This window comes from Pseudomonas sp. GW821-FHT07F05 (assembly GCF_059418765.1).
In genome coordinates this window covers 67883-90608 of sequence record NZ_JBWKQL010000006.1, presented here as the reverse complement: position 1 = coordinate 90608, position 22726 = coordinate 67883, and the positions used below count along the sequence as shown (strand labels likewise).

Genomic DNA, 22726 nt, shown 5'->3' with positions numbered 1-22726 from the left:
ATCCTGTGGGGGCGAGCTTGCTCGCGAAGGCTGACTGTCAATTACCAGAGAAGGTGGCCGTGTCATCAGGAAACAAAAACGCCCCGAATCAATCGGGGCGTTTTTTTGCTTGAGCTTATGGCTTGAAGCTTGAAGCTCTCAGCGATCAGCTCACCGCCGTCACACCCTGAATCCGTGTCTGACCCTTGCGGAACAGCACCAGCGTGGCGATCAGGCCCAGTACCGCAGCGCCGCTCAGCCAGATGCCCGGAGCCGCTTTGTTATCCAGCACGTGAATCAGGTAAGTACAGGCCGCCGGCGTGAAACCGCCGAACGTCGCGGTCGCCAGGCTGTAGGCCAGGGAGAAGCCGGTGGTGCGCACTTCGACCGGCATGATCTCGGTCAGGGAAACCACCATCGCGCCGTTGTACGAGCCGTACAGGAAGGACAGCCACAGCTCGACCATCAGCAGGTTGCCGAAGCTCGGGTTGGCGGTCAGCCAGGACAGGGCAGGGTACGCCGTGATGATCGCCAGAATGGTCGCCGCCAGCAGCAGGGGCTTGCGGCCGATCCGGTCCGACAGCGCGCCCATCACAGGCAGCCAGATGAAGTTCGAAATCCCGACGCAGACGGTCACCAGCAAGCTGTCCAGATCGGAGAGGTGCAGCTCGTTTTTGCCGAACGTCGGGGTGTAGGCGGTGATCAGGTAGAACGACACCGTGGTCATGACCACCAGCGCCATGCCGGCGATGACCAGTCCGAAGTTCTGGCCGATCGACTTGACCACTTCGCCCAGGCTTGGGCGGTGGTGTTGCGCGCGGGCTTCGAACTCAGGGGTTTCTTCCAGCGAGCGACGGATCACGAAGATCGCCGGAACGATCAGGCAGCCGATCAGGAACGGCACGCGCCAGCCCCATTGACCCATGTCTTCCGGGCTCAGCCAGTGGTTAAGGCCAACACCCAGCAGACCGGCGAAAACCACCGCCGCCTGTTGGCTTGCCGATTGCCAGCTGACGAAAAAGCCCTTGCGGCCCGGCGTGGAAATTTCCGCCAGATAAACCGAGACACCGCCCAGTTCAACGCCTGCGGAGAAGCCTTGCAGCAGACGCCCGATCAGCACCAGCAGCGGCGCGGCGACGCCGAGGGTCGCGTAGCCCGGCACGCAGGCAATCAGCACCGTACCCATGGCCATCATCGCCAGCGTAATGACCAGGCCCTTTTTCCGGCCGTGGTGGTCGATGTAGGCGCCAAGGAAAATCGCACCCAGCGGGCGCATGAGGAAACCGGCGCCGAAGGTCGCCAGCGACAGCATCAGCGATGCGAATTCACTGTCGGCGGGGAAGAAGGTTTTGGCGATGGCTGTGGCGTAGAAGCCATAGACCATGAAGTCAAACATTTCAAGGAAGTTGCCGCTCACAACGCGAAATATCGCCTTGCCTTTGCCCGTGTTCGAGGCCATCTGGAATTACTCACTTAAGCTGTCTAGCTGGGGGGATCCGTTATATTTATGCGTCCTCTGCTGCGGCGCCCGCGCTTGGCCTCGGGCGCCCCAGATTTGTAACGATATGTGTAAAGCTGGCGGTTGGCAATCAGAACGCCCCGGCCATCGACCACGGACCTCCCGCTGCGCCCGCGTGAAAACAATATTTATGTATCCCATCGATGGACTCGTTCCCGGTTTAACTCCCCGCACATTCTCTCAGTGCCTCACGGGGCCCTGAGCGATCCTCAATCCATTGCACGAGTTAACTGGCCAATGAGCTCAACCCTTCATCTGATCGCTGGAGTTTCCCGGCGACCGACCTTGCATAACGTCGCGATCAAACAGCTGCAATCCGCACTGCAACAACAATTCCCGGACCTCGAAATCGATCCCGAGATTTGCGTCATCACCCGAACCGCCTCCGACGGCACCCAGCGTGCGGAAACACTGTTGAGAAATCTGCAGCAGGCATTCCTGACGGGCAAGACTCCCCTCTGGCGCTCCGAGGCCAACACACTTGTCATCGATCCCGCCGTACAGGACGCGACCCCGACGCCCATCGATTTCGATCAGCTGAATATTCTGGTCGATACGGTTGCTCTGGCGCTGAACGAACAGTTCCAGCAGGCGCTGATGGATTTCTGGGAAGCGCCGACTGCCGATGGGCAGAGCCCTTGGGCGCGGCTGTCCGATGCGCTGAAGAAGGGCTATCTGCGAGCGTTGAACGACACCCCGGCGCTGCACAAAAACGAGGGCGATTTCCTTCGTCCCATCGCTTATTTTCCCGACCAGACCCAACGCAATTTCATGCTGAGTATCGACAAGGTCCATGCGGACGATGTCGTTCGTGCCTGCATCCCCCAGGCAGTGGACGCTTCCTCACCGGTGTCAGTCCTGCCCTTGCTGGCAGCGACCGGCGTGTGGGGCGGCACGGAGATGTTTTTCACCTGGCAGTCGCCGGGTCTGATCGTCAGGCATGGCTCGCTGGCTGATCTGCTGGCCAGCCTCGATACTTCGCCGGCAGCCACCCACCCCGAAACCTGGGCACTGCGCGAGGTTGAGGGAGACCTGTTCGACGCATTGGCCCAGTCAATCCTTGCTTGCCAGTTGCAGCAGATCACCCGGCTCGATCACGCCGACGCAGAAGATTTTGCCGATCTAGATCGCCGGATGGCCATCGCCACAGACATCACGCCTTTTCTGATCCCCGCCATCCTCGGGATGGAAACCCCCGAAACCCTTCCTGACTGGTTGCGCAACGCCAGCGTTGCCGACCGCATGGATTTCAGCCGTCGAATGATTGCGTTGGCGAGCGCTCCAGCGGGCGCAGGAAGCACGTTCAACGAAGACATTCCGCCGTTGCTCGATTACGCCAGTCAGCAACTGCAGCGCGAAATGCTCGCCGATCACCCGGAGGCCGCAGATCTGCTGATCGCCGATCTGGACGTCGTTATCCGCAAAGTGGTCGCTGCCGCGATTCCCGGCGGTGGTCAGGTGGTCACCTCGGGCGTGGTCGAGCCAGTGCGCATGAGCCTCGCCGAGTTTGCTCTGGAAAACCTTTCCGGCGAGCCGGCCGGTGCGCTGCACGTCGTGCACAGGGACGGCACCCCGGCGCCGGACTGGTTCAGCGCCGATTATCTGCGGCTGCTGGTGTGTCAGGTGGACATCGGACGCCATTATCCTGCGCTGCTGAAACGGCTGCTGGTGACTGACCCCGGTGAATCCGCCAAGCGTCAGGCGGCGTACATCGATCAGCTTCGGGCGCAGCTGCCACTGCGGGCGCTGGAGCTGAAAATGCGGAGCGAGGGGCACTTTTGTGCCAGCGCCTGTCAGCGTGTTGCCGCCCTCGTGCAGCCGCCGGAACAGCGCCCTTCAGCGCTGCGCAACACGACGTTGCGTCCACTGGCCTTCCGCGCCATGGTTGGCAGGAAGGCTGATGCGGTCGCCAACATGTTCGTGATCAGTGACCGCGATACGTCCAGGGATCCGGTGGTGCTGTATCGGCCGTTTTCCCGACAGTCGCTGATCGAATTCGAGTCCTGGGCAACCCTGCGCGCCGCCATCGTCGAACCCGGTGAGCTTCAGGATGACGTGCTGACGTGGATGGACGATCACGCGCGGCAGGTGTACGGCAATGGCGGCTTCGATCAGCCGCACATCGTGCGCTTCGGCCAGGGCTCGGAGTTCGCACCCCTGGAAATCCCGGCGCCTGCACAGTTGGCTGTCGACGAGGTCGTCGGTGACCCGCTGGTTGCGCTGTTCAAGGCCAATGCAGCCGCGCTGGTCGAGCTGGCGGACCGGCAGTCCACGTCCAACGCCGAAAGTCGCTGGGCCTTGCTCAAGCGCGGTGGCTGGCTGGCGCTGGAAACCCTCATGCCGTTTGTCTCCGGCCCCGTCGGCAATGCGCTGTGGCTGGTGCAGATGATGAACGAGGCGCAAGGAGCCCTGGCGTCTGAGCGCAATGCCACTGACCGTGATCGTGAAGAATCCATGGGCAATTTGCTGCTCACCGTGGCGATGTTGCTGTTGCATAGCACCCAGGCTAATCGTGTCCTCCCGGCGCGCGGGCGATCAGCAGGGGTAGCTCGGCCGAATCTGGCAGACCTGCTGGCTGCACCCAGTCCGACCCTTGCCCCGGAGCCAACGCCTGTAGTAGAGCCCGACCCGCTGCCCGGCACAGTGAGAACACAGCTGGATTTTTCCTGGTCGCGCGCCGATCTGAGCCTGACGGCTGCCCAGCAGGTTGCGCTGCAGGCGTTTGAAGTCCGGCCAGCGCCTTTGCTGACGGAGCCGTCAGCCGCCGCTGGCACCCAAGGGCTGTATGAGCTGAATGGCGCGTGGTACGCGCGCATCGATGGCGCGGTGTACAGGGTTCAGGTGGGCGACGACGTGCAGATTGTCGACCCGCGAAACGATGAACTCACCGGGCCCTGGCTTGCGCGTGAGGGTGAGGGCTGGCGTCTCGACCTGGGTCTGCGCCTTCGCGGCGGCGGCCCCAAGCGCAGCGCACGGCAACTCGCGCTGGAAAACGCCGCCCGACTCAAGCTGGCCATCGCGGAAAAGTCCGAGCTGCTCAAGCGCCAGAACGAGCTGTACATCAGGATTGTGGAGAACGACAACCGTATCGATGCCCAGCCGCTCGAAAGGCACCATGAGATCACTTCGTTGCTGGAAACAGACATCCGCGCCGTGATGGAGATCATCGACCGCAAAAATGCTATCGACCAGTCATTGCGTCCTGCCGATCGCACCCCTGACAAAACCTATGCCAAGGATCTGCAAGGCATCGCCCGGCGGATCTGTCTGCTCGAAGGCGTGCTGCTGAGCGACATGCTTATCGTGGCCAAGGAAGAGCTGGCGCGGATGCGCGCGGTGGCGCCAGCGGTTTCCTCCGAGAATGTCGCCATCTATCTTGGGCTGTTCCAGAGATCCCTTGTGCTGCAGGAGAGCGGTGTGCACTGGGCGATGGTCAGGGAAGGGCTGTGGCAAAGGCTTCGCGAGGTGCCGAAAGTCGGCGAGGCATACTGGCGCACGGAAGCGCTGGAGTTTTACAACAACCGGATGTTCTCCCTCGTCGATTGGCGCGCCAGTCGTATGTGGTCGTCCCTCGAACTGTGTTTCAGCGCCGAGACCATCCTGGACACCCACAGGGCGGTGACGCTCAAGCGCATGCTCAACGACGACTCGCTGCACTCGGCGCTGAGCTCTCAGGCCGAGCTGGAAAGGCCACATGATTACACGATCGCCGAACAGATCGCTGTGCTGGAAAGCTCCCTCAGGGAATATGACCGGGCCTCGATAGTCGCGCTCGCCGCCTTTGAAAGTGAGCCCGAAGCGGTCAATACCGGGCATTTCAATCGTTTCCTCGAGGATCTTTCGTTGATCTCCGACCGCGCCGAGCACCGGCTTTCGGACCTCATTCGCGAGAGCGAGGAGCCCGCCGATACCCTTGCCGAATATGTTCCGCGCGCGGCCCAGACGCGCAAGCGGGTGATCAAGACCCGAGGCCAACGCACGTTGATTGGCCGTCTGCGCGAAGGTGAAGAGCCTTCACTGGGTGAAGTCGTGGAGGTCAAGGAAGCCACCGGTGATCGCGTCGTCGGCACATACCACCAGCATGCGGAAGGGGAGTGGGTTGAACTCGAGGACCAGCGCCGCCAGCCGGCCAATCGTGACAGCATCGTCCCGCCCGCAGAACTCATGCGCCGCGGACGCGCCCTGCTGGAGCAGATAGAAACTGACATCGCCAGTGCGGTGCGCCAATCCCTTCGCGCCAGTGAGCCCGAGGACATGGAAGACATTCTGGTGCAAAAGGCCGACAAGCTTGGTGAGCTGGCGGAGAAGCTGCAGATTCATCTGGACGATTCCGACGCGGGGGAAAACAGGGCCCAGGCCGTGCAGACGCTGCTGGACGAGTTGCGCGAGGCCGGGCAGCGACTTCGCGAGCAGGGCCGGCAATTGCGCATCGACATGATCAAGCGACAGCCGCCGACAGCCAGCCGGATCAGTTATCTGGATCGCCAGCACGAGGTGCACATCGCCCGGGTTGACGGCCGAAAAAATATGTCGGGCGCCCGCCGCAACGACTTCGTGCAGGAATACGCCATTCGCGACAAGGAAAACCATCTGCTGTGGTGGGCGCATTTTCATTACGCCAGTGAAGATGCCGCAGCCGACGCCTTTACCGCCGCGCACCTGAAACTGCCTGAACAGCGACTGATGGGTTACAGGGCGATGCTCAAGGCGGCCAAGGACAATAAGGAAGTCGTGAGCATTTATCGCAGTGCCATCGGCAAGGAACTCGCGCAGCGGTTGTTTCTGCATCTGGCCGAGTAAATTCCAGGGCCGCTGCAGAGGCAGTTGCCTGGACGTGCGATTTTTTTAGGATTCGTCACGCAAGGGATTTATCATCCGCAGCAATTCTGCAGTCGAGTAAGGTTTCCGCCCCTCGACCTGCAAAAGCGCAGTGACGTCTGCCGAGGGACGCGACCAAGGGTTAATGGTCGTTTGCCCTCGGTGCGACTAGACTGCGCCGCGAGTTTCGATCCTTCATGCCGCCCGGAGCGGCATGATTCAGCCAGAGGCACCAGAGTGGTGGCTCGGCCAGTTCTGAGGAGTACGCATGGCTGTCTACAACTACGACGTGGTAGTGCTGGGTTCGGGCCCGGCGGGTGAAGGCGCGGCAATGAACGCTGCCAAGGCCGGGCGTAAGGTGGCAATGGTCGACAGCCGTCGGCAGGTCGGCGGCAACTGCACGCACCTGGGCACGATCCCGTCGAAGGCCCTGCGTCACTCGGTCAAACAGATCATCCAGTTCAACACCAACCCGATGTTCCGCGCCATCGGCGAGCCACGCTGGTTCTCGTTCCCGGACGTTCTGAAGAACGCCGAGAAGGTCATCAACAAGCAAGTGGCGTCGCGCACCGGTTACTACGCGCGCAACCGTGTCGACGTGTTTTTCGGCACCGGCAGCTTCGCCGACGAGCGCAGCATTGATGTCGTGTGCAACACCGGCGTCGTGGAAAAACTGGTTGCCAACCAGATCATCATCGCCACCGGCTCGCGGCCTTATCGGCCCGCCGATATCGACTTTTCCCATAAGCGTATCTACGACAGCGACACCATCCTCAGCCTGGGTCACACCCCGCGCAAACTGATCATCTACGGTGCAGGTGTCATCGGCTGCGAATACGCGTCCATCTTCAGTGGCCTCGGCGTCGAGATCGAACTGATCGACAACCGTGACCAGCTGCTGAGCTTCCTCGACTCGGAAATCTCTCAGGGCCTGAGCTATCACTTCAGCAACAACAACGTGATGGTTCGCCACAACGAGGAATACGAGCGCGTTGAAGGGCTGGACAACGGTGTGATCCTGCACCTCAAGTCCGGCAAGAAGGTCAAGGCCGATGCCTTGCTGTGGTGTAACGGCCGTACCGGCAACACCGACAAGCTGGGTCTGGAAAACGTCGGCATCAAGGCCAACGGTCGCGGTCAGATCGATGTCGACGAAGCCTACCGCACCAGCCAGCCGAACATTTATGGTGCAGGCGACGTGATCGGCTGGCCGAGTCTGGCCAGTGCGGCCTATGACCAGGGTCGGTCGGCCTCGGGCAGCGCGGTGGACAACGGCGCGTGGCGCTTCGTCAACGACGTGCCGACCGGGATCTACACCATCCCCGAGATCAGCTCGATCGGTCAGAACGAGCATGACCTTACCGTGGCCAAAGTGCCGTACGAAGTGGGCAAGGCGTTTTTCAAGAGCATGGCCCGTGCGCAGATTTCCAACGAGCCGGTCGGCATGCTGAAGATCCTGTTTCACCGGGAAACCCTGCAGATCCTCGGCGTGCACTGCTTCGGCGACCAGGCATCGGAGATCGTGCACATCGGTCAGGCGATCATGAATCAGCCGGGCGAGGCGAACACCATCAAGTATTTCGTCAACACCACGTTCAACTACCCGACCATGGCCGAGGCCTATCGGGTAGCGGCGTACGACGGCCTCAACCGGCTTTTTTGAGCGGCTCCGGCCGGTGGCCTGAGCCGGCCGGGGAGACCGATTTCAGTACTTCCCAAGGGTGGCGCTGGCCAAACCGGGAAAGTCTGTAATCAGGCTGTCAACGCCGAAGTCGGCGAGTCTGCGCATAAGCGCGGGCTCGTTGACTGTCCACACCGACACATGCAGGCCCTGGTTCTGGGCTTTCTTCAAGCGCTCGGGCGTGCACAGCGTCCAGTTCAGCGCGAGTATCTCGCAGCCGTAACCCTGAGCCACTTTCAGCGGGTCGAGCCAGGCGTATTCCGCCACCAGGCCGCGCGAAATGTCTGGCGTCAGTTCCAAAGCCGCGCGCAGCACTTCCCGGGAACTCGACGTGATCGTTACTTTCTCCAGCAGTCCGTGGCGCTGAGCCATTTCGCGGATGGCCAGCACGGTCGTTGCGGCACGGGTGCGTGACGCGCTTTTGACTTCCAGCTGCCAGTGATCGAAGGGGCATTTCTCGAACAGTTCTTCCAGGCGCGGAATGGGGCAGGGCTGCACCCAGCCCGGGCCGCCCTTGCGCGCGTCGTAGGTCACCAGATCGGCGGCGTCGTGTTCGACGACTTTGCCGCGCCGGTCGGTGGTGCGCTTGAGGGTAGGGTCATGGATCACCATAAGCTCGCCATCGCGGGACAGGTGCAGATCCAGTTCGCAGCGTTTTACGCCGTGTTTGAGGCATTCCTGAAAGCTGGTCAGGGTGTTTTCCGGTGCTTCGCCCTTGGCGCCGCGGTGGCCGTAAATAAGGGTCACAATCACTCCTTGGTACGCATGGCGCGGGAATAAATCGCTCTGGAATAAGTCGAGCTGGAATCAGTTGGGCTTTACGTCGGGGTCACTTTGCTCACGGGCCAGTCGCCTCTGAGCGGCTTGTCGTTGCAGGATGTGTCGGGCCAGCAGCTGGCGCTGGGCATCGGTGAGGTCGATCCACTCCGTGCCAACGTCAAAATCGCCGATGGTCAAGGCATGGCACTGCGTCACCCGCGCGCGCAGCATCATCCCGGATGCCTGCGGCATCAGCACCATTTTCACCGACAGCAGGGTGCCGGGCTGGAAGGGCTGAGGGGTTTCGAATTGCAGGCCGCCCTCGGACATGATCACGCGCTGCGGGGCGCCGAGCTTGCCCAGTGCGGTGTGCGCAACCACTTGGCCGAGCAGGTCGATGCGTTTGCTCATCGCTCTAAGGAAGCTGTTGGTGGTGCGGTCGCGATCATCCAGCTGACGCAGCAGATGCTGGGATTCGAACTCAGCGACGTGCAATTCGCTCAGCAGATCGAAGAGCGTCGAAGTGTCGTGATGGCCAGGTTCGTCTCCCGTGCCGGGGCCGGCAATCCGGTTAATTTCCAGTGCGACGCTGTCCTCGATACGGTAGTATTCGCGGCGTTCTTCTTCATCTAGTGTCGGCATGGCGAACCCATGGTAGCGGCGGTTGTCAGAGTGATTGCTCAAGATCATAGCTCAGCTTTCCGAGCATGATTCGGCGGTGATTCGAGTGTAAAGCCGCTTGCCCCAGGCCCGCCACAAGCACGTTCCCATTCCTCCGAACAAGCGCCTAAATGTTCAGACCTCTTTTTGTATTCATCGGCACGCGTTACACCCGTGCAAAGCGCCGTAATCACTTTGTCTCCTTCATTTCCCTGACGTCGATGATCGGCCTCGCCCTGGGCGTGGTCGTGATGATCGTCGTGCTGTCTGTCATGAACGGCTTCGACCATGAGATGCGCACCCGCGTGCTGGGCATGGTGCCCCACGCCACCATCGAGTCCGGCGAACCGATCAATGACTGGCAGGCCCTGGCCGCTCGGGTCAAACAGAACAAACAGGTCGAAGCCGTTGCGCCGTTCACCCAGATGCAAGGCCTGCTGACCAACAACGGCAACGTGCAGAAGATCCTGCTCAACGCCATCGACCCGGCGCAGGAGCGCAAGGTGTCGATCATCGACGGATTCATGAAGCAGGGCAGCCTCGATGATCTGGTCGCGGGCGGCTTCGGCGTGGTGATCGGCGACAAGGCCGCGACCAAGCTCGGTGTCGGCATGGGCGACAAAGTCACTTTCGTGTCCCCGGAAGTCACCGTGACGCCGGCCGGCATGTTCCCGCGCATGAAGCGCTTCACCGTAGTCGGCATCTTTCATGTCGGCGCCGGCGAGCTGGACGGCTACCTGGGCGTCACTAATCTGCAGGACCTGGCGCGGCTGCACCGCTGGAAGCCGGACCAGGTGCAGGGCTTGCGCCTGAAATTCACCGATCTGTTCAAGGCGCCGCGCACCGCGTACGAAATCGCCCAGAATCTCGGCGAGCACCAGTATTACTCCCGCGACTGGACGCGCACCCACGGCAACCTCTATCAGGCGATCGGCATGGAGAAATCCATCATCGGCCTGCTGCTGTTGCTGATCGTGGCGGTCGCGGCGTTCAACATCATTTCCACGCTGGTCATGGTGGTCAACGACAAGCGCGGTGACATCGCCATCCTTCGCACGCTGGGCGCGACCCCGGGCCAGATCATGGCGATCTTCATGGTCCAGGGCACGGTCATCGGTGTGGTCGGCACGCTGATCGGCGCAGGTGTCGGCATTCTCGCGGCGCTCAACGTCAGTTCGGCGATTTCCGCGCTGGAAGGTTTGATCGGTCACAAGTTCCTCAATGCGGATGTCTACTTCATCGACTATCTGCCTTCGCAATTGATGGCCCAGGACGTGCTGCTGGTATGCGGCGCGGCGCTGGTCCTGAGTTTCCTCGCCACCCTGTATCCAGCCTGGCGTGCTGCGCGCACCCAGCCGGCGGAGGCGCTACGTTATGAGTGAGTCGGGCATGAGTGATAAAGCTGTACTGAGCTGCCGCAACCTGGGCAAATCCTACGAGGAAGGTCCGGAATCCGTGGTCGTGCTTTCCGGGCTGCAACTGGAATTGCACCCGGGCGAACGCGTGGCGATCGTCGGCAGTTCGGGGTCGGGCAAAAGTACCTTGCTCAACCTGCTCGGCGGCCTCGACACGCCCACCGAAGGCAGCGTCTGGCTGGCCGGTGAAGAGCTCTCGGCGCTGAACGAAAAGGCTCGCGGCCTGCTGCGCAATCGCGCCCTTGGCTTCGTCTATCAGTTCCACCACTTGCTGGCCGAGTTCACGGCGCTGGAAAACGTCTGCATGCCATTGTTGATTGGCAAGACGCCGATTCCGGAAGCCCGTCAGCGTGCAACCGCGCTGCTGGAGCGGGTAGGGCTCAAGCATCGCCTGGCGCACAAGCCGTCGGAGTTGTCCGGCGGCGAACGTCAACGGGTGGCGATTGCCCGCGCGCTGGTCAACCAGCCGGGTCTGGTGATGCTCGACGAGCCTACCGGCAACCTCGATTCGCACACGGCCCAGGGGATTCAAGACCTCATGCTGGAACTCAGCACGTCGTCGCGCACCGCGTTTCTGGTGGTGACCCACGACATGACGCTGGCCCGGCAAATGGACCGCGTATGGCGTCTCGAAGAAGGCCGTCTGGTCGAAGCCTGACCCGTGCAACCGGTGTCTCTCGGGCATCGGCTTTTACTTTTAGCTGCTTAGTTACGGTGCTCCACGAATGTTCAGACCGTTATCCATCTTTATCGGAACGCGCTACACGCGGGCCAAGCGTCGCAACCACTTCATCTCGTTCATTTCCATGACCTCGATGATCGGGCTGGCGCTGGGCGTGCTGGCGATGATCGTGGTGCTGTCCGTGATGAACGGTTTTCAGCAGGAAATGAGTTCGCGGATCCTCGGCATGGTGCCGCACGCGGTGATCTCCGGGGTGAAGCCGCTGGACGACTGGCAGCCCGCTGCGAAGGCGTCGCTCAAGGACCCGCAAGTCACTGCCGCCGTGCCCTTCACTGAAATGGACGGCATGCTGTCGTACAAGGGCTCGATGCAGCCGATTCAGATCAACGGCGTTGACCCGGCCCTGGAATCCAAAGTCTCTATCGTGACCCAGCACATCGTGCAGGGCCGGCTGCAGGACTTGAAGGCCGGTGAGTTTGGGGTGGTGATCGGCGAAATCACCGCCCGGCGCTTTCGTCTGAACGTTGGCGACAAACTGACCCTGATCGTGCCGGAAATCAGCAATGCCCCGGGTGGCATCACTCCGCGGCTGCAGCGTTTAACGGTGGTCGGCGTGTTCAAGGTCGGCGCTGAACTGGACGGCTCCATGGCGCTGGTCAACGTGGCCGATGCCGCCGTAATCCAGCGCTGGCAGCCCAATCAGGTGCAGGGTGTGCGCCTGGCGCTGACCGATCTGTACGCCGCGCCGCAGGTGTCGACGGCCATCGCCGGCGGACTCGGTGCGGACTACAAGGCGGATGACTGGACCCACAGCCAGGGCAGCCTGTTCAGCGCAATGAAGATGGAAAAGACCATGATCGGTCTGCTGTTGCTGATGATCGTTGCCGTGGCGGCGTTCAACATCATCGCCACGCTGATCATGGTGGTAAACGACAAGGGCGCTGACATCGCGATCCTGCGCACCATCGGCGCGACACCGGGCCAGATTATGGCGATCTTCATGGTGCAGGGCACCGTCATCGGCATCGTCGGTACCGTGATCGGCGGCGTGCTGGGCGTGATTGCCGCGATTAACGTCAGCCAGATCGTCGGCTGGGTCGAGCGCGTGACGGGCCAGCACATCTTCACCTCGGACGTTTACTTCATCAGCAATCTGCCGTCGAAGCTGGAAGGCAGTGACGTGGCGCTGATCTGCAGTGCCGGGTTTATCCTCAGCTTCCTGGCAACGATCTACCCGGCCTACCGCGCCGCTCAGATCCAGCCGGCCCACGCCTTGCGCTACGAATAGGAAATGAGGATGCCCCGTCTTTTCGCCATCGCCCTGGTGCTGGGAGCAAGCCTCTCGGCGCAGGCGTCACCCGGCGAGCATTTCGCCTTCGGTCATCCCGCCGACGCGGCTCAGGCAACGCGTACGGTTGAAGTGACCCTGGGCGATATCTACTTTGAGCCTAAGTCGCTGGACGTGAAAAAGGGCGAGACCGTGCGGTTTGTGCTGGTCAACAAGGGCCGGCTGCTGCATGAGTTCAACCTGGGTGACGCGGCAATGCACGCGGCGCATCAGCAGGAAATGCTGAAAATGACGGCCAGCGGCATGCTCACCCCGACCGGCATGAAGCACGACATGGCCGGCATGGATCACGGCATGGCGCATGGCTCGGAGCAGGGCGCCTGGAGCATGAAACATGACGATCTCAACAGCGTGCTGGTGGAACCGGGCAAAACCGCCGAGCTGACCTGGACGTTCACCGACGCCACGGGCCTGGAGTTCGCCTGCAATATCCCCGGGCATTACCAGGCGGGCATGGTCGGCAAGGTGGCGATCAGTCAGTAAACGCTGAAAACCCGGTCCGAACCCGATAAACTTCGCGGCCTTGGTTTTTAACAGCCGCTTTTTAAGGTTCAGGTCCCGCCATGCATCCCGCAGCCGAACACTCGCCGCTGGGCAAGTCCAGCGAGTACATCGCCACCTACACGCCGTCTCTACTGTTCCCGATACCGCGCGCTGCCAAATGGGCAGAGCTGGGGCTGACCGCCGAGACGCTGCCTTATCAGGGTGTCGATTTCTGGAATTGCTACGAGCTGTCCTGGCTGCTGCCGTCGGGCAAGCCGGTGGTGGCTATCGGTGAGTTCAGCATTCCGGCGGACTCGGCCAATATCATCGAATCCAAGTCGTTCAAGCTCTACCTCAATTCGCTCAATCAGACCGCGTTTGCGTCTGAAGCCGAGCTGATCGCCACGCTGGAGAAGGATCTGTCGGCTGCCGCTGGCAAGCCGGTGGGGGTGCGCATTCGAAGCCTGAAGGACATTGAGGCCGAGGGGATTGTCGCGGTGCCGGGCGTGTGTGTTGATGACCTGGACGTGAGCATTTCAAGCTACGACCGCCCTCAACCCGAGCTGCTGCGCTGCGATGAATCGCGTGTGGTGGACGATGCGCTGCACAGCCATCTGCTCAAATCCAACTGCCCGGTGACGAGTCAGCCGGACTGGGGCAGCGTTGCGGTTGAATACCGTGGCGCCGCGCTTGATCACGCAAGTTTCCTGGCCTACATCGTCAGCTTCCGCCAGCATTCGGATTTCCACGAGCAGTGCGTGGAGCGCATCTTCATGGACCTGCAGCGCCTGCTGAAGCCGGAGAAACTGACCGTGTACGCGCGTTACGTGCGCCGCGGCGGGCTGGACATCAACCCTTACCGCAGCACTGAAACGCTGACGCTGGAGAACGGACGTCTCGCGCGGCAGTAATATCTCACTCACGTTCTGCAAGTGAACGCACTGTGGGAGCGACCGGCGTGGCGCTCCCACATGAATGGGAAGGGATGATTCAGATACCCATGCTGCCAAGGGTGACCAATACATTGCGCAGGGTGCCGGCAATGGTGGGGTGATCGACTTCAAACCGCTCGACCGCCAGGTTGACGCCATCGGAGATACTCGGGTCTTGAGAGACTGTTTCGAGTTCGATCTGCGCCTGGATCTGCTCCATGACCTCGGTCAGATTCCCGCGCTCCTCCAGGGTCAGCTGCGGATTCTGCTCAAGTTGCTCGCGCAAGGTGTTGAGTTGTAGTTGCAAGTCACTGACGGACATGGGGTCTTCCTTAATCTGATTAGTCTCACGATGGACCGCAATGCGCAGGCAAAGGTCCTTACCGCTTTAGACTAATCCACTCCCGGCCGCTGTGCATGGCCCCGGTCATCTCAGGGCTTCTCTGATTTCTGCCGGCGCAGCGTGATATCCGCCAGACACGACTCCAGTTCGCCCAGGTGATCGATGACCGAATGCGCGCCGGCGGCGTACAGCTCAAGGGTGGCGGGGCCGCGACGGCGCTCGCGATCCAGATCACTCAGCGCCTCCCATTGCTCGGGTGACAAACCGCACAGCGGCCCGCAGGACGCCAGCCCGACCGTCCACAATCCTGCGTTGATCCCGGCCATGAGCAGACGCGGATCGCCGCTGACCAGCACGCAACCGTCCAGTTGCCTGACGCCGAGGGTCATCAGCGCCTGCCAGCACGCATCAGGCGCGGGCCAGCGGCTGGTGGGAGTGGGGGTGGGGAGAACCAGAGTGCCGAGTGGCGCAGCCAGTTGGTCGGTGATAGAGGAGGGGTATTCATCGATCCAGGCGCAGGGAATGCCGAGCTGCTTCAGATGCTTCAACGCGTTGATCGCACCGGGCGCGAGCGTTGCGAATGGCTGGGCGTCCTGCGAGGCAAGAGACTTGCCATCACTGCCGAGCAGCGTGCGCGCCTGTGCGCCGAAGTCGACGAGGCAACCGCTCAATCCGAACAATACAGCGGTGAACGACGGAGCAGCGATGGCGACCGGGGCGAGCATGGCATTCCCTCTCAAAGCCGATGACGCTAAGGGATTGCCATGACAAACCGATGACCGAACGATGACAGTGGCGGCAGATGTTTATTGCCCTACAAAACCGCGACCATTTCAGCGACGTAAATAGTCACAGAACGCTTTATACTCTCGCCTTTGGTTTGGGGCGTAGCGCCCGCTTGATTACTTTGACTGGGAGTCTCAGCTATGCCCGAGAACGGTGCTGGCTTTATCAATCGTCTGATTCGAACGTGCGTGTGGGCCAGCCTGGCCGTGGCGCCGATGGCTGCAAACGCGGCAGACGAAGATCCGTGGGAAGGCGTCAACCGTGCGATTTTCCGTTTCAACGACACCGTCGACACCTACGCGCTGAAACCCATTGCCCAAGGCTATGAGTTCATCACGCCGCAGTTCCTCGAAGACGGCATCCACAACATGTTCAAAAACGTCGGCGAAGTGACCAACTTTGCCAACGATGTGCTCCAGGCCAAACCTGAAGCCGCCGGCGTCGACACCGCCCGCCTGATCTTCAACACCACCTTTGGTCTGCTCGGCTTCTTCGACGTGGGCACCAAGATGGGCCTGCAGCGCAACGACGAAGACTTCGGCCAGACCCTCGGTCATTGGGGCGTTGCCAGCGGCCCGTTCGTGATGCTGCCGCTGTTCGGTCCAAGTACCGTGCGTGACGCGTTCGCCAAATACCCGGATACCTACACCCAGCCATGGCGCTACATCGATCACGTGCCGACGCGCAACACCGCGCTGGGCGTAAGCCTGGTCGATACCCGCGCCAGCCTGCTGTCGGCTGAAAAGCTGATCAATGGCGACAAGTACATCTTCATCCGCAACGCTTACCTGCAGAACCGCGAGTTCAAGGTCAAAGACGGCAAGGTCGTCGACGACTTCTGATCCAGCGGTCAGCAAAACGATGCTAAAAAGGCGACCCGAGGGTCGCCTTTTTATTTTCGCTATTTTTCGGAAATGTGACGGAGTTCCGGGCTGTCGTCACTTCATCGCCAGAATCGTCAGCCCCAGTTTCTGCTCGCCGCCGTCGATGTCGGCGATCCACACCACCTCGGTATCAGCCTCCAGGCCCTTGAGCGCAGCGTGCTCGGAATCGATGCTCACGCTGATCTTGTCGCCCACCTGGAATGAGCGGGGCGCCTGTATTTGCATGCCGGAGCTGGAGAGATCCACGCAGACCGCCGGGATAATCTGGCCGGCGTAGATCAGGTTGATGTCCGCATCGACCCGCATGCGAATGTAATCCCGTTTTTCTTCGTAATCGCGATCGAGCTGGCCCATGGCACATCCTTTGTTTTGATTGCTGATTTAAGGGTTCTTATAACTCCGGGCGATTTGCGATGTAAAGACACCGCTCGGCAGCGGGGCCCGCTTGAAACGCCAGGCGGATGGGAGTACCGTCTGCGCCTTGAAGGGCAGCTCTGTCATGTGAAGCGTTTGACCAAAAGTCCGCTACCTGAGCCAGAGAGGCTAGAAGCGAATCCAGTACGCGGGCTGACTGCAACCAGCCGCCTACGCCAACCTAATCTGGCGCCGTTTGCCCACATGCAAAAAACCAGTGCCACGCTGCTGATCATCGATGACGACGAAGTAGTGCGCGCGAGTCTCGCAGCCTATTTGGAAGACAGCGGGTTCAGCGTTCTGCAAGCCGGTAATGGCCTGCAGGGTCTACAGACTTTCGAGCAGGAAAAGCCCGATCTGCTGATCTGCGATCTGCGCATGCCGCAGGTGGGCGGTCTCGAACTGATTCGTCAGGTCACCAGCCTCGCGCCGGAAACGCCGGTCATCGTGGTGTCTGGCGCGGGCGTCATGAGCGATGCCGTCGAAGCACTGCGCCTTGGCGCTGCCGATTACCTGATCAAACCCCTCGAAGACCTCGCCGTGCTGGAGCACTCGGTCCGACGCGCGCTGGATCGGGCGCGCCTGCTTCACGAAAACCAGGAATACCGACAGAAGCTGGAGACCGCCAACCGCGAGCTCGAGGCCAGTCTGCATTTGCTGCAGGAAGACCAGGACGCAGGCCGTCAGGTGCAGATGAACATGCTGCCCACCAGCCCCTGGGCCATCGACGCGTTCGAATTCGAACATGAGATCATTCCGTCGCTGTACCTGTCGGGCGATTTCGTGGATTATTTTCGGGTCGATGAGCGACGTGTTGCGTTCTATCTGGCGGACGTGTCCGGCCATGGCGCATCGTCAGCGTTCATCACCGTGCTGCTGAAGTTCATGACCACGCGTCTGCTGTTCGAGTCCAAGCGCGGCGGCAGCCTGCCGGAGTTCAAGCCGTCCGACGTGCTGGGCCACATCAATCGCGGGCTGATCAGCTGCAAGCTGGGCAAGCACGTGACGATGGTGGGCGGCGTGATCGACGAAGAAACCGGGCAATTGACCTACAGCGTCGGCGGTCATCTGCCGCTGCCGGTGTTTTACACCCCGGGCGACACGCATTACCTTGAGGGCCGCGGTCTGCCCGTCGGGCTGTTCAACGAAGCGACTTACACGGATCACGTCATCGATCTGCCCGAGTCCTTTAGTCTGACGCTACTGTCCGATGGCATTCTGGACCTTCTGCCAGGTGATACACTCAAAGAGAAAGAAGCCAACTTGCCCGAACTGGTCAAGGCGGCGGGGGGCAGCCTGGATGGTCTGCGCCAGACGTTTGGATTGGCCACGCTAGGGGAGATGCCGGATGATATCGCCTTGTTAGTGTTGAGCAGGAACCTTTAATGAGTACCGGTAGAATCCAGTTCGCCGAGCAAGATGGCACATTCGTCCTCAAGTTTGTGGGTGAAGTGCGTCTGACACTGTGCTCGGCGTTGGATGCGACAATTGAGCGGATCTTCACCTCGATGAACTTTTCGACGGTGGTCATCGATCTGACCGAAACCCGCAGCATCGACAGCACGACCCTCGGTCTGCTGGCCAAGCTGTCGATCCTCTCGCGGCAGAAGGCCGGGTTGTTGCCGACAGTCGTGACCACCCACGAAGACATCACGCGCCTGTTGCAGTCCATGGGCTTCGATCAGGTGTTCAACATCGTCGGTCGGCCGATTCCCCGCCCTGAGGCCCTGAGCGACCTGCCGAGCCAGGATCAGTGCGAAGACGTGGTCAAGGCCAAGGTGCTGGAGGCCCACAAGATCCTCATGGGCTTGAACGATTCGAACCGCGAAGCCTTCCGTGATCTGGTCAACGCCCTCGAACACCAGTAGCAACGCCATCAGCAAGATCAGTAACACGCCCCGGTCCTGAACCGAGGCAATAAAAAAGGGCGGCACCCTCACAGGTGCCGCCCTTTTTACATGCCTGACGCGTTAGGCTTTGGCCGACAGCATCTTTTCCAGTGCCACCTGGTCACGGGCGAACTGACGAATGCCTTCGGCCAGTTTCTCGGTGGCCATGGCGTCTTCGTTGGAAGCCCAGCGGAACTGGCTTTCGTTGAGGGTCACGCGTGGCTCGCCGCCATTGCCTGGCTTGAGTTTCTGCACCAGCGTGCCGTTGTCTTCTGCCAGCTTCTGCAGCAGGTCAGGGCTGATGGTCAGACGGTCGCAGCCGGCCAGTTCTTCGATCTGGCTGAGGTTACGGAAGCTGGCGCCCATGACCACGGTCTTGTAGTCGTTGGCCTTGTAGTAGTTGTAGATGCGGGTCACCGACTGCACGCCCGGATCTTCCGCACCGACGTAGTCTTTGCCTTCGGCTTTCTTGTACCAGTCGTAGATGCGACCCACGAATGGCGAGATCAGGAACACGCCGGCGTCGGCACAGGCCTGGGCCTGAGCGAAAGAGAACAGCAGGGTCAGGTTGCACTGGATGCCTTTCTTTTCCAGCGCCTCGGCGGCCTTGATGCCTTCCCAGGTCGACGCCAGCTTGATCAGGATACGGTCGCGACCGATACCGAAATCTTCGTACAAACCGACGATGCGGTCGGCGCGTTCGATGCAGGCCTGGGTGTCGAATGACAGGCGTGCGTCCACTTCGGTGGAGACGCGGCCGGGGACCACTTTCAGAATCTCGCGGCCAATGGCGACGGCGAAACGGTCGCTGGCGACGTTGATGTCGTTGTTGCTGCCGGTGAACGCTTCTTTCAACCGGTCGCTGTTGCTGTCGCTGGAAGCGGCCTTGAGCAAGAGGGAAGGGTTGGTGGTGGCATCGACGGGCTTGAGTTTTTCGATGGCAGCGAAATCGCCGGTGTCGGCCACGACGGTGGTGAATTGCTTGAGTTGTTCCAGCTTGGAAGTCATGAGCGTGCTCTGTCCTGTGGTTGTGCTGACATTACCCGAGCGCCGCCGGTCACTCAAGGGCGTAAACCGCGACAGACACGCCGGTTTAGACGCCTGCGTTTGCGCAAACGGCCTGCCTGCGCGTCAGCCTTGATCCGGGCGATGCGAGCTTTTTACAAAGAGCGGCGCGGGGTCATGGTCTGTCGGTTCCCGAGGAGGGCGGATACTCGATCCAGACTGGTTGGAGCCCGGACCGCCCGGGATGTTCCCGGCGCCTGGCATCTAATCCGCCGACGGTCAGGGACTGGCCCGGGCAGGGTGCTCTGACCGGCTGATCTTCGCAAACCTGCCGCGGTCTGAATCAGCGAGCGGGTGTCTCGCCGCAATCGCTGTCCACCGCTTTGATCAGCGTGGTCCGGTCGAAGACTTCCAGATGAACCTGACACGTCGCCTCGGCCGGCAGGGTGAGGCTCACGCTGTTTGCCGCCACGCCGTTCTGCAGATCTCCCTGCTGGTTGATGGCCGACGTGCCTTGCGCGCTGGTCTGCCTGACGGTCATTCGGTACTGCAGCGTCAGCGGCGCAGGATTTTCCAGGTGCGGGCGGATCACCACCGTCGAACCGCTGCGCTGGGCGTCAACCGTCACCACCAACTGCGTGAAGTCCATCATCGAGGTCACCGTTGGGTCGCGCTGGCGTTCATGTTGTCGCCGAACTGCTTGATGGAGATGGCGCCGCCGAATCCGGCCTGGGTGACGCTGGCCTGATTCGCCTGACCATACTGCCCGATGAAGGCCTGATTGTAGGCGCCGGTCTGCACCACGCTCGCGGCGTTGTCGGTGCCGTGCTGGGCCGCGCCGGTCTGGTTGTTGTTGCCCGACTGACTGACCTGCGCGGTGTTCGCCGTGCCGTTCTGCTGTGCAGTGATTGCGTTGTTCACGCCACTCTGATTGACCACCGCCTGATTGCGACTGCCGGTCTGACTCACGGCCTGATTCTGTCGGGCCCCGCTTTGATCGACGCGGGCATTGTTATGGGCGCCGATCTGCAGAATGGTGGCGACGCTGTTGCCGACGGTGATGTCCGCGTAGCGTGCTTCGCGCACCAGATCCTGCGCCTGGGCGAGCGAGCCGGTGAGCAGCAGTGCCGCTGCGAACCGGCCGAATCCTTTAGCGTTGCGTTCCATTCTTATCTCCTGTGGCAACGATGTCCTTGTCCGCATCAGCCAGCGGCAAGGTGGTCATCTGTTCGTCGTAGCTCTGCAGATAGCCCTGCAGCAGCGGCTTGTTCAGGTCAGCGGGGTTTTTCAGGTTCCAGCTGCCGTCACGCGCACCCTGGGCAATCATGTGGATCAGCGCCGTTTCGATGGCTTCGCGCACGCATTGTTGCACCGGTTCGTTGCGCGACACCCCGGTCTCGACCTCCAGCAGGTGCTTGAGGGAGACGAAGCGGAAGATGCCGAAATCGACCTGAATCGAGAAGATGGTCTTGGTGGTGGTGATGCTCTGGATGATGTCGCCGGTGCGGATGTCCACCGCCCTCAGGTTGACGGTCACCTGATCCTGGCGGTAAAGCTCCGACGGCCCGACACCCAGATAGCGAACACCGATGCCGCCGGTGCGCACGTTGCTTTCGTAGGCGACGATGGCGCCTTCGATGATCATGTTCGCCGGTCGCAGGGCAGGCAGTTGCACCTGGGCCTGATCCTGGGGCTGTTCCAGCGCGCGGATGATCTTGCGCTCGGTGAGCAGGTCCTGAAGATTCTCGCGCTCCACCGGCTTGAACCAGCGTGAGTCGCGCAGGGCGCTGATCAGCAACGACGCGGCGCCCTGGGTCACCGAGGTGGAAAACGAGCTGTCGGGGGACGGTTTGTATTGCCCGGTCTGGTCGCGCAGGCCGTAGACCGCGACGCTGATCGGTCCTGCGGGTGCCGGCAGATGAGTCAGGTCACGCAGGCTCTGGGTCGCAGGCGACAGCGTGGCCGGGGAAATGGTCGCAGCAGGCCGGGACGTGGTGCAGCCGGCAAGCAGTATGACGGCAGTGAACATCAACATGAGGGGGCGGACGCGCATTCTTTTTCTTCCCGCAAGAAAACCCCGCCAGACCCTGGCGGGGTACATCATCTTAGTGTTGGTAGATAGTTGCCCTGTTGCCGCTGCCGCCGGTCTGGCTGACGTTGGCGACCATGTTGTTGCCTGTTTGGGTCAGGCCGACGAGGTTGACGGACTGATAAGTGCCCGTGCCGGTCTGGCTCACGACAGCGCGGTTGTTGTTGCCGGTCTGCAGCAGGGCTTCTTCGTTGTTGAGGCCGGTCTGGGTGCTGGACGCGTAGTTGTTGTTGCCGTTCTGCTGGACGTCGGCTTTCAGCAAAGCGCCGTTCTGCGAAACGGAAAGCGTGTTGAAGTCGCCGCGCTGTTGAGCGTTGGCGGTGGTGACGAGGGTGTCGTTCTGCTGGATCGAGCCGAGGTTGTTGTTGCCGTTCTGTTGCAGGGTGGCGGACACCTGCTGGGAGTTATGCTGTTGCGAAACAATTCCGGTATTGCCGTTGCCCGCCTGGGTGAGACTGCTGGTGACGGTGTTGTTGTTGCTCTGCTGCGAGACGCTCGCCAGGTTGTAGCTGCCGGCTTGGGAGACAGTCGTGCCGACGCGAGTGCTATTGCCGATTTGCGAAGTGCTGGCGGTGTTGTTGTTGCCGCCGCCTTGGGTGATGGAGGCGCTGGTGCTGTAGTTGGACTGTTGATCGATGGTCGCTTTGCTGTAACCACCGGACTGATCCAGGCTCGCGATCTGCGGTTGAGGGCCACCACCGTTCTGGGTGATCGAGCCCGTATTGTTGTTCCCGGCCTGTTTGGCGCTGGTGAGGTTGTAGTAGCCGGTCTGATTGATCGTCAGGTTGCTGTAAGTGGCCGTCTGATTGATAGCGCCTGCGGTGTTACGGCCGCCGTTCTGATTGACGGTGACAGTGGACTGGGTGGCGCCGCGCTGCTCGACGTTCAGTCCGTTGTCAGAACCTGCCTGGGTGGTGTTGACGGTGCTTGAGTCGGCCATGGCCGCACCGGAGACAGCAAACAGGATGGCCAGAGACAGTAAAGACTTGCGTGCTTGCATGATGATCTTCCTTATTCAATGTTGTAGTGGGTTGTTGCGG

At 61.2% G+C, this 22726-nt stretch carries 21 protein-coding genes; 10 read left to right on the top strand and 11 right to left on the bottom strand.

What is annotated here, in order from left to right; all coding sequences use genetic code 11:
• Positions 1 to 145: 145 nt before the first annotated feature.
• Positions 146 to 1438, bottom strand: a complete 1293-nt coding sequence (locus AC07RO_RS14785; RefSeq protein WP_192174302.1) for an MFS transporter — start codon at positions 1436 to 1438, stop codon at positions 146 to 148.
• 297 nt (positions 1439 to 1735) lie between these two features.
• Between AC07RO_RS14785 and AC07RO_RS14780 the strand changes: the two genes are divergently transcribed.
• Together AC07RO_RS14780 and sthA are read left to right on the top strand one after the other, a co-directional pair.
• On the top strand, positions 1736 to 6298 hold the full coding sequence (locus AC07RO_RS14780) for a dermonecrotic toxin domain-containing protein (protein ID WP_495086373.1): 4563 nt from the start codon (positions 1736 to 1738) through the stop codon (positions 6296 to 6298).
• A gap of 286 nt (positions 6299 to 6584) precedes the next feature.
• Positions 6585 to 7979: a Si-specific NAD(P)(+) transhydrogenase gene (sthA, locus tag AC07RO_RS14775; RefSeq protein ID WP_122538030.1), complete on the top strand. Its 1395-nt coding sequence runs from the start codon at positions 6585 to 6587 to the stop codon at positions 7977 to 7979.
• A gap of 42 nt (positions 7980 to 8021) precedes the next feature.
• Here the strand turns inward: sthA and AC07RO_RS14770 are convergent, their stop codons facing one another.
• Positions 8022 to 8744 carry a glycerophosphodiester phosphodiesterase gene (locus AC07RO_RS14770; RefSeq protein ID WP_282372716.1) on the bottom strand — a complete coding sequence of 241 codons (723 nt, stop codon included), beginning with the start codon at positions 8742 to 8744 and terminating at the stop codon, positions 8022 to 8024.
• Positions 8745 to 8804: 60 nt separating this feature from the next.
• Positions 8805 to 9398, bottom strand: a complete 594-nt coding sequence (locus AC07RO_RS14765; RefSeq protein WP_282372715.1) for a PilZ domain-containing protein — start codon at positions 9396 to 9398, stop codon at positions 8805 to 8807.
• A gap of 149 nt (positions 9399 to 9547) precedes the next feature.
• On the opposite strand from AC07RO_RS14765, the gene AC07RO_RS14760 reads away from it, so the two are divergent.
• The 5 genes from AC07RO_RS14760 to queF all read left to right on the top strand — a co-directional run bounded on the left by AC07RO_RS14760 (position 9548) and on the right by queF (position 14255).
• Positions 9548 to 10798: a lipoprotein-releasing ABC transporter permease subunit gene (locus tag AC07RO_RS14760; RefSeq protein WP_108119677.1), complete on the top strand. Its 1251-nt coding sequence runs from the start codon at positions 9548 to 9550 to the stop codon at positions 10796 to 10798.
• 7 nt (positions 10799 to 10805) lie between these two features.
• On the top strand, positions 10806 to 11489 hold the full coding sequence (lolD, locus tag AC07RO_RS14755; RefSeq protein ID WP_167355799.1) for a lipoprotein-releasing ABC transporter ATP-binding protein LolD: 684 nt from the start codon (positions 10806 to 10808) through the stop codon (positions 11487 to 11489).
• 67 nt (positions 11490 to 11556) lie between these two features.
• The gene (locus AC07RO_RS14750) at positions 11557 to 12801 is read left to right on the top strand and encodes a lipoprotein-releasing ABC transporter permease subunit (protein WP_346626444.1); all 1245 of its coding nucleotides are present in this window, start codon (positions 11557 to 11559) and stop codon (positions 12799 to 12801) included.
• Positions 12802 to 12804: 3 nt separating this feature from the next.
• The gene (gene copI / locus AC07RO_RS14745; protein WP_495086372.1) at positions 12805 to 13344 is read left to right on the top strand and encodes a copper-resistant cuproprotein CopI; all 540 of its coding nucleotides are present in this window, start codon (positions 12805 to 12807) and stop codon (positions 13342 to 13344) included.
• A gap of 80 nt (positions 13345 to 13424) precedes the next feature.
• Entirely contained in the window at positions 13425 to 14255 is an 831-nt protein-coding gene (queF, locus tag AC07RO_RS14740) for an NADPH-dependent 7-cyano-7-deazaguanine reductase QueF (RefSeq protein WP_423574396.1), read from the top strand.
• A gap of 79 nt (positions 14256 to 14334) precedes the next feature.
• On the opposite strand, the gene AC07RO_RS14735 is transcribed toward queF, so the two are convergent.
• Together AC07RO_RS14735 and pcrP are read right to left on the bottom strand one after the other, a co-directional pair.
• On the bottom strand, positions 14335 to 14598 hold the full coding sequence (locus AC07RO_RS14735) for a DUF4404 family protein (protein WP_074885178.1): 264 nt from the start codon (positions 14596 to 14598) through the stop codon (positions 14335 to 14337).
• Between the two features lie 110 nt (positions 14599 to 14708).
• Positions 14709 to 15344, bottom strand: coding sequence for an HAD superfamily inactivated hydrolase PcrP (gene pcrP, locus AC07RO_RS14730; RefSeq protein WP_495086371.1), 636 nt, complete (start codon positions 15342 to 15344; stop codon positions 14709 to 14711).
• A 201-nt stretch (positions 15345 to 15545) separates the two neighbouring features.
• On the opposite strand from pcrP, the gene AC07RO_RS14725 reads away from it, so the two are divergent.
• Positions 15546 to 16247: an MlaA family lipoprotein gene (locus AC07RO_RS14725; RefSeq protein ID WP_346629665.1), complete on the top strand. Its 702-nt coding sequence runs from the start codon at positions 15546 to 15548 to the stop codon at positions 16245 to 16247.
• Between the two features lie 96 nt (positions 16248 to 16343).
• Here AC07RO_RS14725 and AC07RO_RS14720 read toward each other — a convergent pair whose 3' ends face one another.
• The gene (locus AC07RO_RS14720) at positions 16344 to 16643 is read right to left on the bottom strand and encodes a PilZ domain-containing protein (RefSeq protein ID WP_192174294.1); all 300 of its coding nucleotides are present in this window, start codon (positions 16641 to 16643) and stop codon (positions 16344 to 16346) included.
• 264 nt (positions 16644 to 16907) lie between these two features.
• Here AC07RO_RS14720 and rssB point away from each other — a divergent pair, with 264 nt between their 5' ends.
• Both rssB and rssC read left to right on the top strand, forming a co-directional pair.
• Positions 16908 to 18089, top strand: coding sequence for a two-component system response regulator RssB (gene rssB, locus AC07RO_RS14715; RefSeq protein WP_282372705.1), 1182 nt, complete (start codon positions 16908 to 16910; stop codon positions 18087 to 18089).
• Complete coding sequence (gene rssC / locus AC07RO_RS14710; protein WP_037009276.1) at positions 18089 to 18571, top strand: anti-sigma factor antagonist RssC; 483 nt, start codon at positions 18089 to 18091, stop codon at positions 18569 to 18571. Before rssB ends, rssC begins: the two co-directional genes overlap by 1 nt.
• 102 nt (positions 18572 to 18673) lie before the next feature.
• Here the strand turns inward: rssC and tal are convergent, their stop codons facing one another.
• The 5 genes from tal to AC07RO_RS14685 form a co-directional block, all read right to left on the bottom strand.
• Positions 18674 to 19600, bottom strand: a complete 927-nt coding sequence (tal, locus tag AC07RO_RS14705) for a transaldolase (protein WP_346626440.1) — start codon at positions 19598 to 19600, stop codon at positions 18674 to 18676.
• A gap of 340 nt (positions 19601 to 19940) precedes the next feature.
• The gene (csgH, locus tag AC07RO_RS14700; RefSeq protein WP_346626439.1) at positions 19941 to 20249 is read right to left on the bottom strand and encodes a curli-like amyloid fiber formation chaperone CsgH; all 309 of its coding nucleotides are present in this window, start codon (positions 20247 to 20249) and stop codon (positions 19941 to 19943) included.
• Positions 20250 to 20254: 5 nt separating this feature from the next.
• Positions 20255 to 20764 (bottom strand): curlin-associated protein, encoded by a 510-nt coding sequence (locus tag AC07RO_RS14695; RefSeq protein ID WP_495086370.1) that lies wholly within the window; start codon positions 20762 to 20764, stop codon positions 20255 to 20257.
• The gene (locus tag AC07RO_RS14690) at positions 20748 to 21650 is read right to left on the bottom strand and encodes a CsgG/HfaB family protein (protein WP_192174289.1); all 903 of its coding nucleotides are present in this window, start codon (positions 21648 to 21650) and stop codon (positions 20748 to 20750) included. Before AC07RO_RS14690 ends, AC07RO_RS14695 begins: the two co-directional genes overlap by 17 nt.
• 52 nt (positions 21651 to 21702) lie before the next feature.
• Positions 21703 to 22686: a hypothetical protein gene (locus tag AC07RO_RS14685; protein WP_495086369.1), complete on the bottom strand. Its 984-nt coding sequence runs from the start codon at positions 22684 to 22686 to the stop codon at positions 21703 to 21705.
• Positions 22687 to 22726: the final 40 nt, after the last annotated feature.

What these genes read in the sequence shown, in the direction of transcription:
- AC07RO_RS14785 (WP_192174302.1), bottom strand. Translation starts at nt 1,438, where the DNA reads ATGGCCTCGAACACGGGCAAAGGCAAGGCGATATTTCGCGTTGTGAGC.
- AC07RO_RS14780 (WP_495086373.1), top strand. Translation starts at nt 1,736, where the DNA reads ATGAGCTCAACCCTTCATCTGATCGCTGGAGTTTCCCGGCGACCGACC.
- sthA (WP_122538030.1), top strand. Translation starts at nt 6,585, where the DNA reads ATGGCTGTCTACAACTACGACGTGGTAGTGCTGGGTTCGGGCCCGGCG.
- AC07RO_RS14765 (WP_282372715.1), bottom strand. Translation starts at nt 9,398, where the DNA reads ATGCCGACACTAGATGAAGAAGAACGCCGCGAATACTACCGTATCGAG.
- AC07RO_RS14760 (WP_108119677.1), top strand. Translation starts at nt 9,548, where the DNA reads ATGTTCAGACCTCTTTTTGTATTCATCGGCACGCGTTACACCCGTGCA.
- lolD (WP_167355799.1), top strand. Translation starts at nt 10,806, where the DNA reads ATGAGTGATAAAGCTGTACTGAGCTGCCGCAACCTGGGCAAATCCTAC.
- AC07RO_RS14750 (WP_346626444.1), top strand. Translation starts at nt 11,557, where the DNA reads ATGTTCAGACCGTTATCCATCTTTATCGGAACGCGCTACACGCGGGCC.
- copI (WP_495086372.1), top strand. Translation starts at nt 12,805, where the DNA reads ATGAGGATGCCCCGTCTTTTCGCCATCGCCCTGGTGCTGGGAGCAAGC.
- queF (WP_423574396.1), top strand. Translation starts at nt 13,425, where the DNA reads ATGCATCCCGCAGCCGAACACTCGCCGCTGGGCAAGTCCAGCGAGTAC.
- AC07RO_RS14735 (WP_074885178.1), bottom strand. Translation starts at nt 14,598, where the DNA reads ATGTCCGTCAGTGACTTGCAACTACAACTCAACACCTTGCGCGAGCAA.
- pcrP (WP_495086371.1), bottom strand. Translation starts at nt 15,344, where the DNA reads ATGCTCGCCCCGGTCGCCATCGCTGCTCCGTCGTTCACCGCTGTATTG.
- AC07RO_RS14725 (WP_346629665.1), top strand. Translation starts at nt 15,546, where the DNA reads ATGCCCGAGAACGGTGCTGGCTTTATCAATCGTCTGATTCGAACGTGC.
- AC07RO_RS14720 (WP_192174294.1), bottom strand. Translation starts at nt 16,643, where the DNA reads ATGGGCCAGCTCGATCGCGATTACGAAGAAAAACGGGATTACATTCGC.
- rssB (WP_282372705.1), top strand. Translation starts at nt 16,908, where the DNA reads ATGCAAAAAACCAGTGCCACGCTGCTGATCATCGATGACGACGAAGTA.
- rssC (WP_037009276.1), top strand. Translation starts at nt 18,089, where the DNA reads ATGAGTACCGGTAGAATCCAGTTCGCCGAGCAAGATGGCACATTCGTC.
- tal (WP_346626440.1), bottom strand. Translation starts at nt 19,600, where the DNA reads ATGACTTCCAAGCTGGAACAACTCAAGCAATTCACCACCGTCGTGGCC.
- csgH (WP_346626439.1), bottom strand. Translation starts at nt 20,249, where the DNA reads ATGATGGACTTCACGCAGTTGGTGGTGACGGTTGACGCCCAGCGCAGC.
- AC07RO_RS14695 (WP_495086370.1), bottom strand. Translation starts at nt 20,764, where the DNA reads ATGGAACGCAACGCTAAAGGATTCGGCCGGTTCGCAGCGGCACTGCTG.
- AC07RO_RS14690 (WP_192174289.1), bottom strand. Translation starts at nt 21,650, where the DNA reads ATGCGCGTCCGCCCCCTCATGTTGATGTTCACTGCCGTCATACTGCTT.
- AC07RO_RS14685 (WP_495086369.1), bottom strand. Translation starts at nt 22,686, where the DNA reads ATGCAAGCACGCAAGTCTTTACTGTCTCTGGCCATCCTGTTTGCTGTC.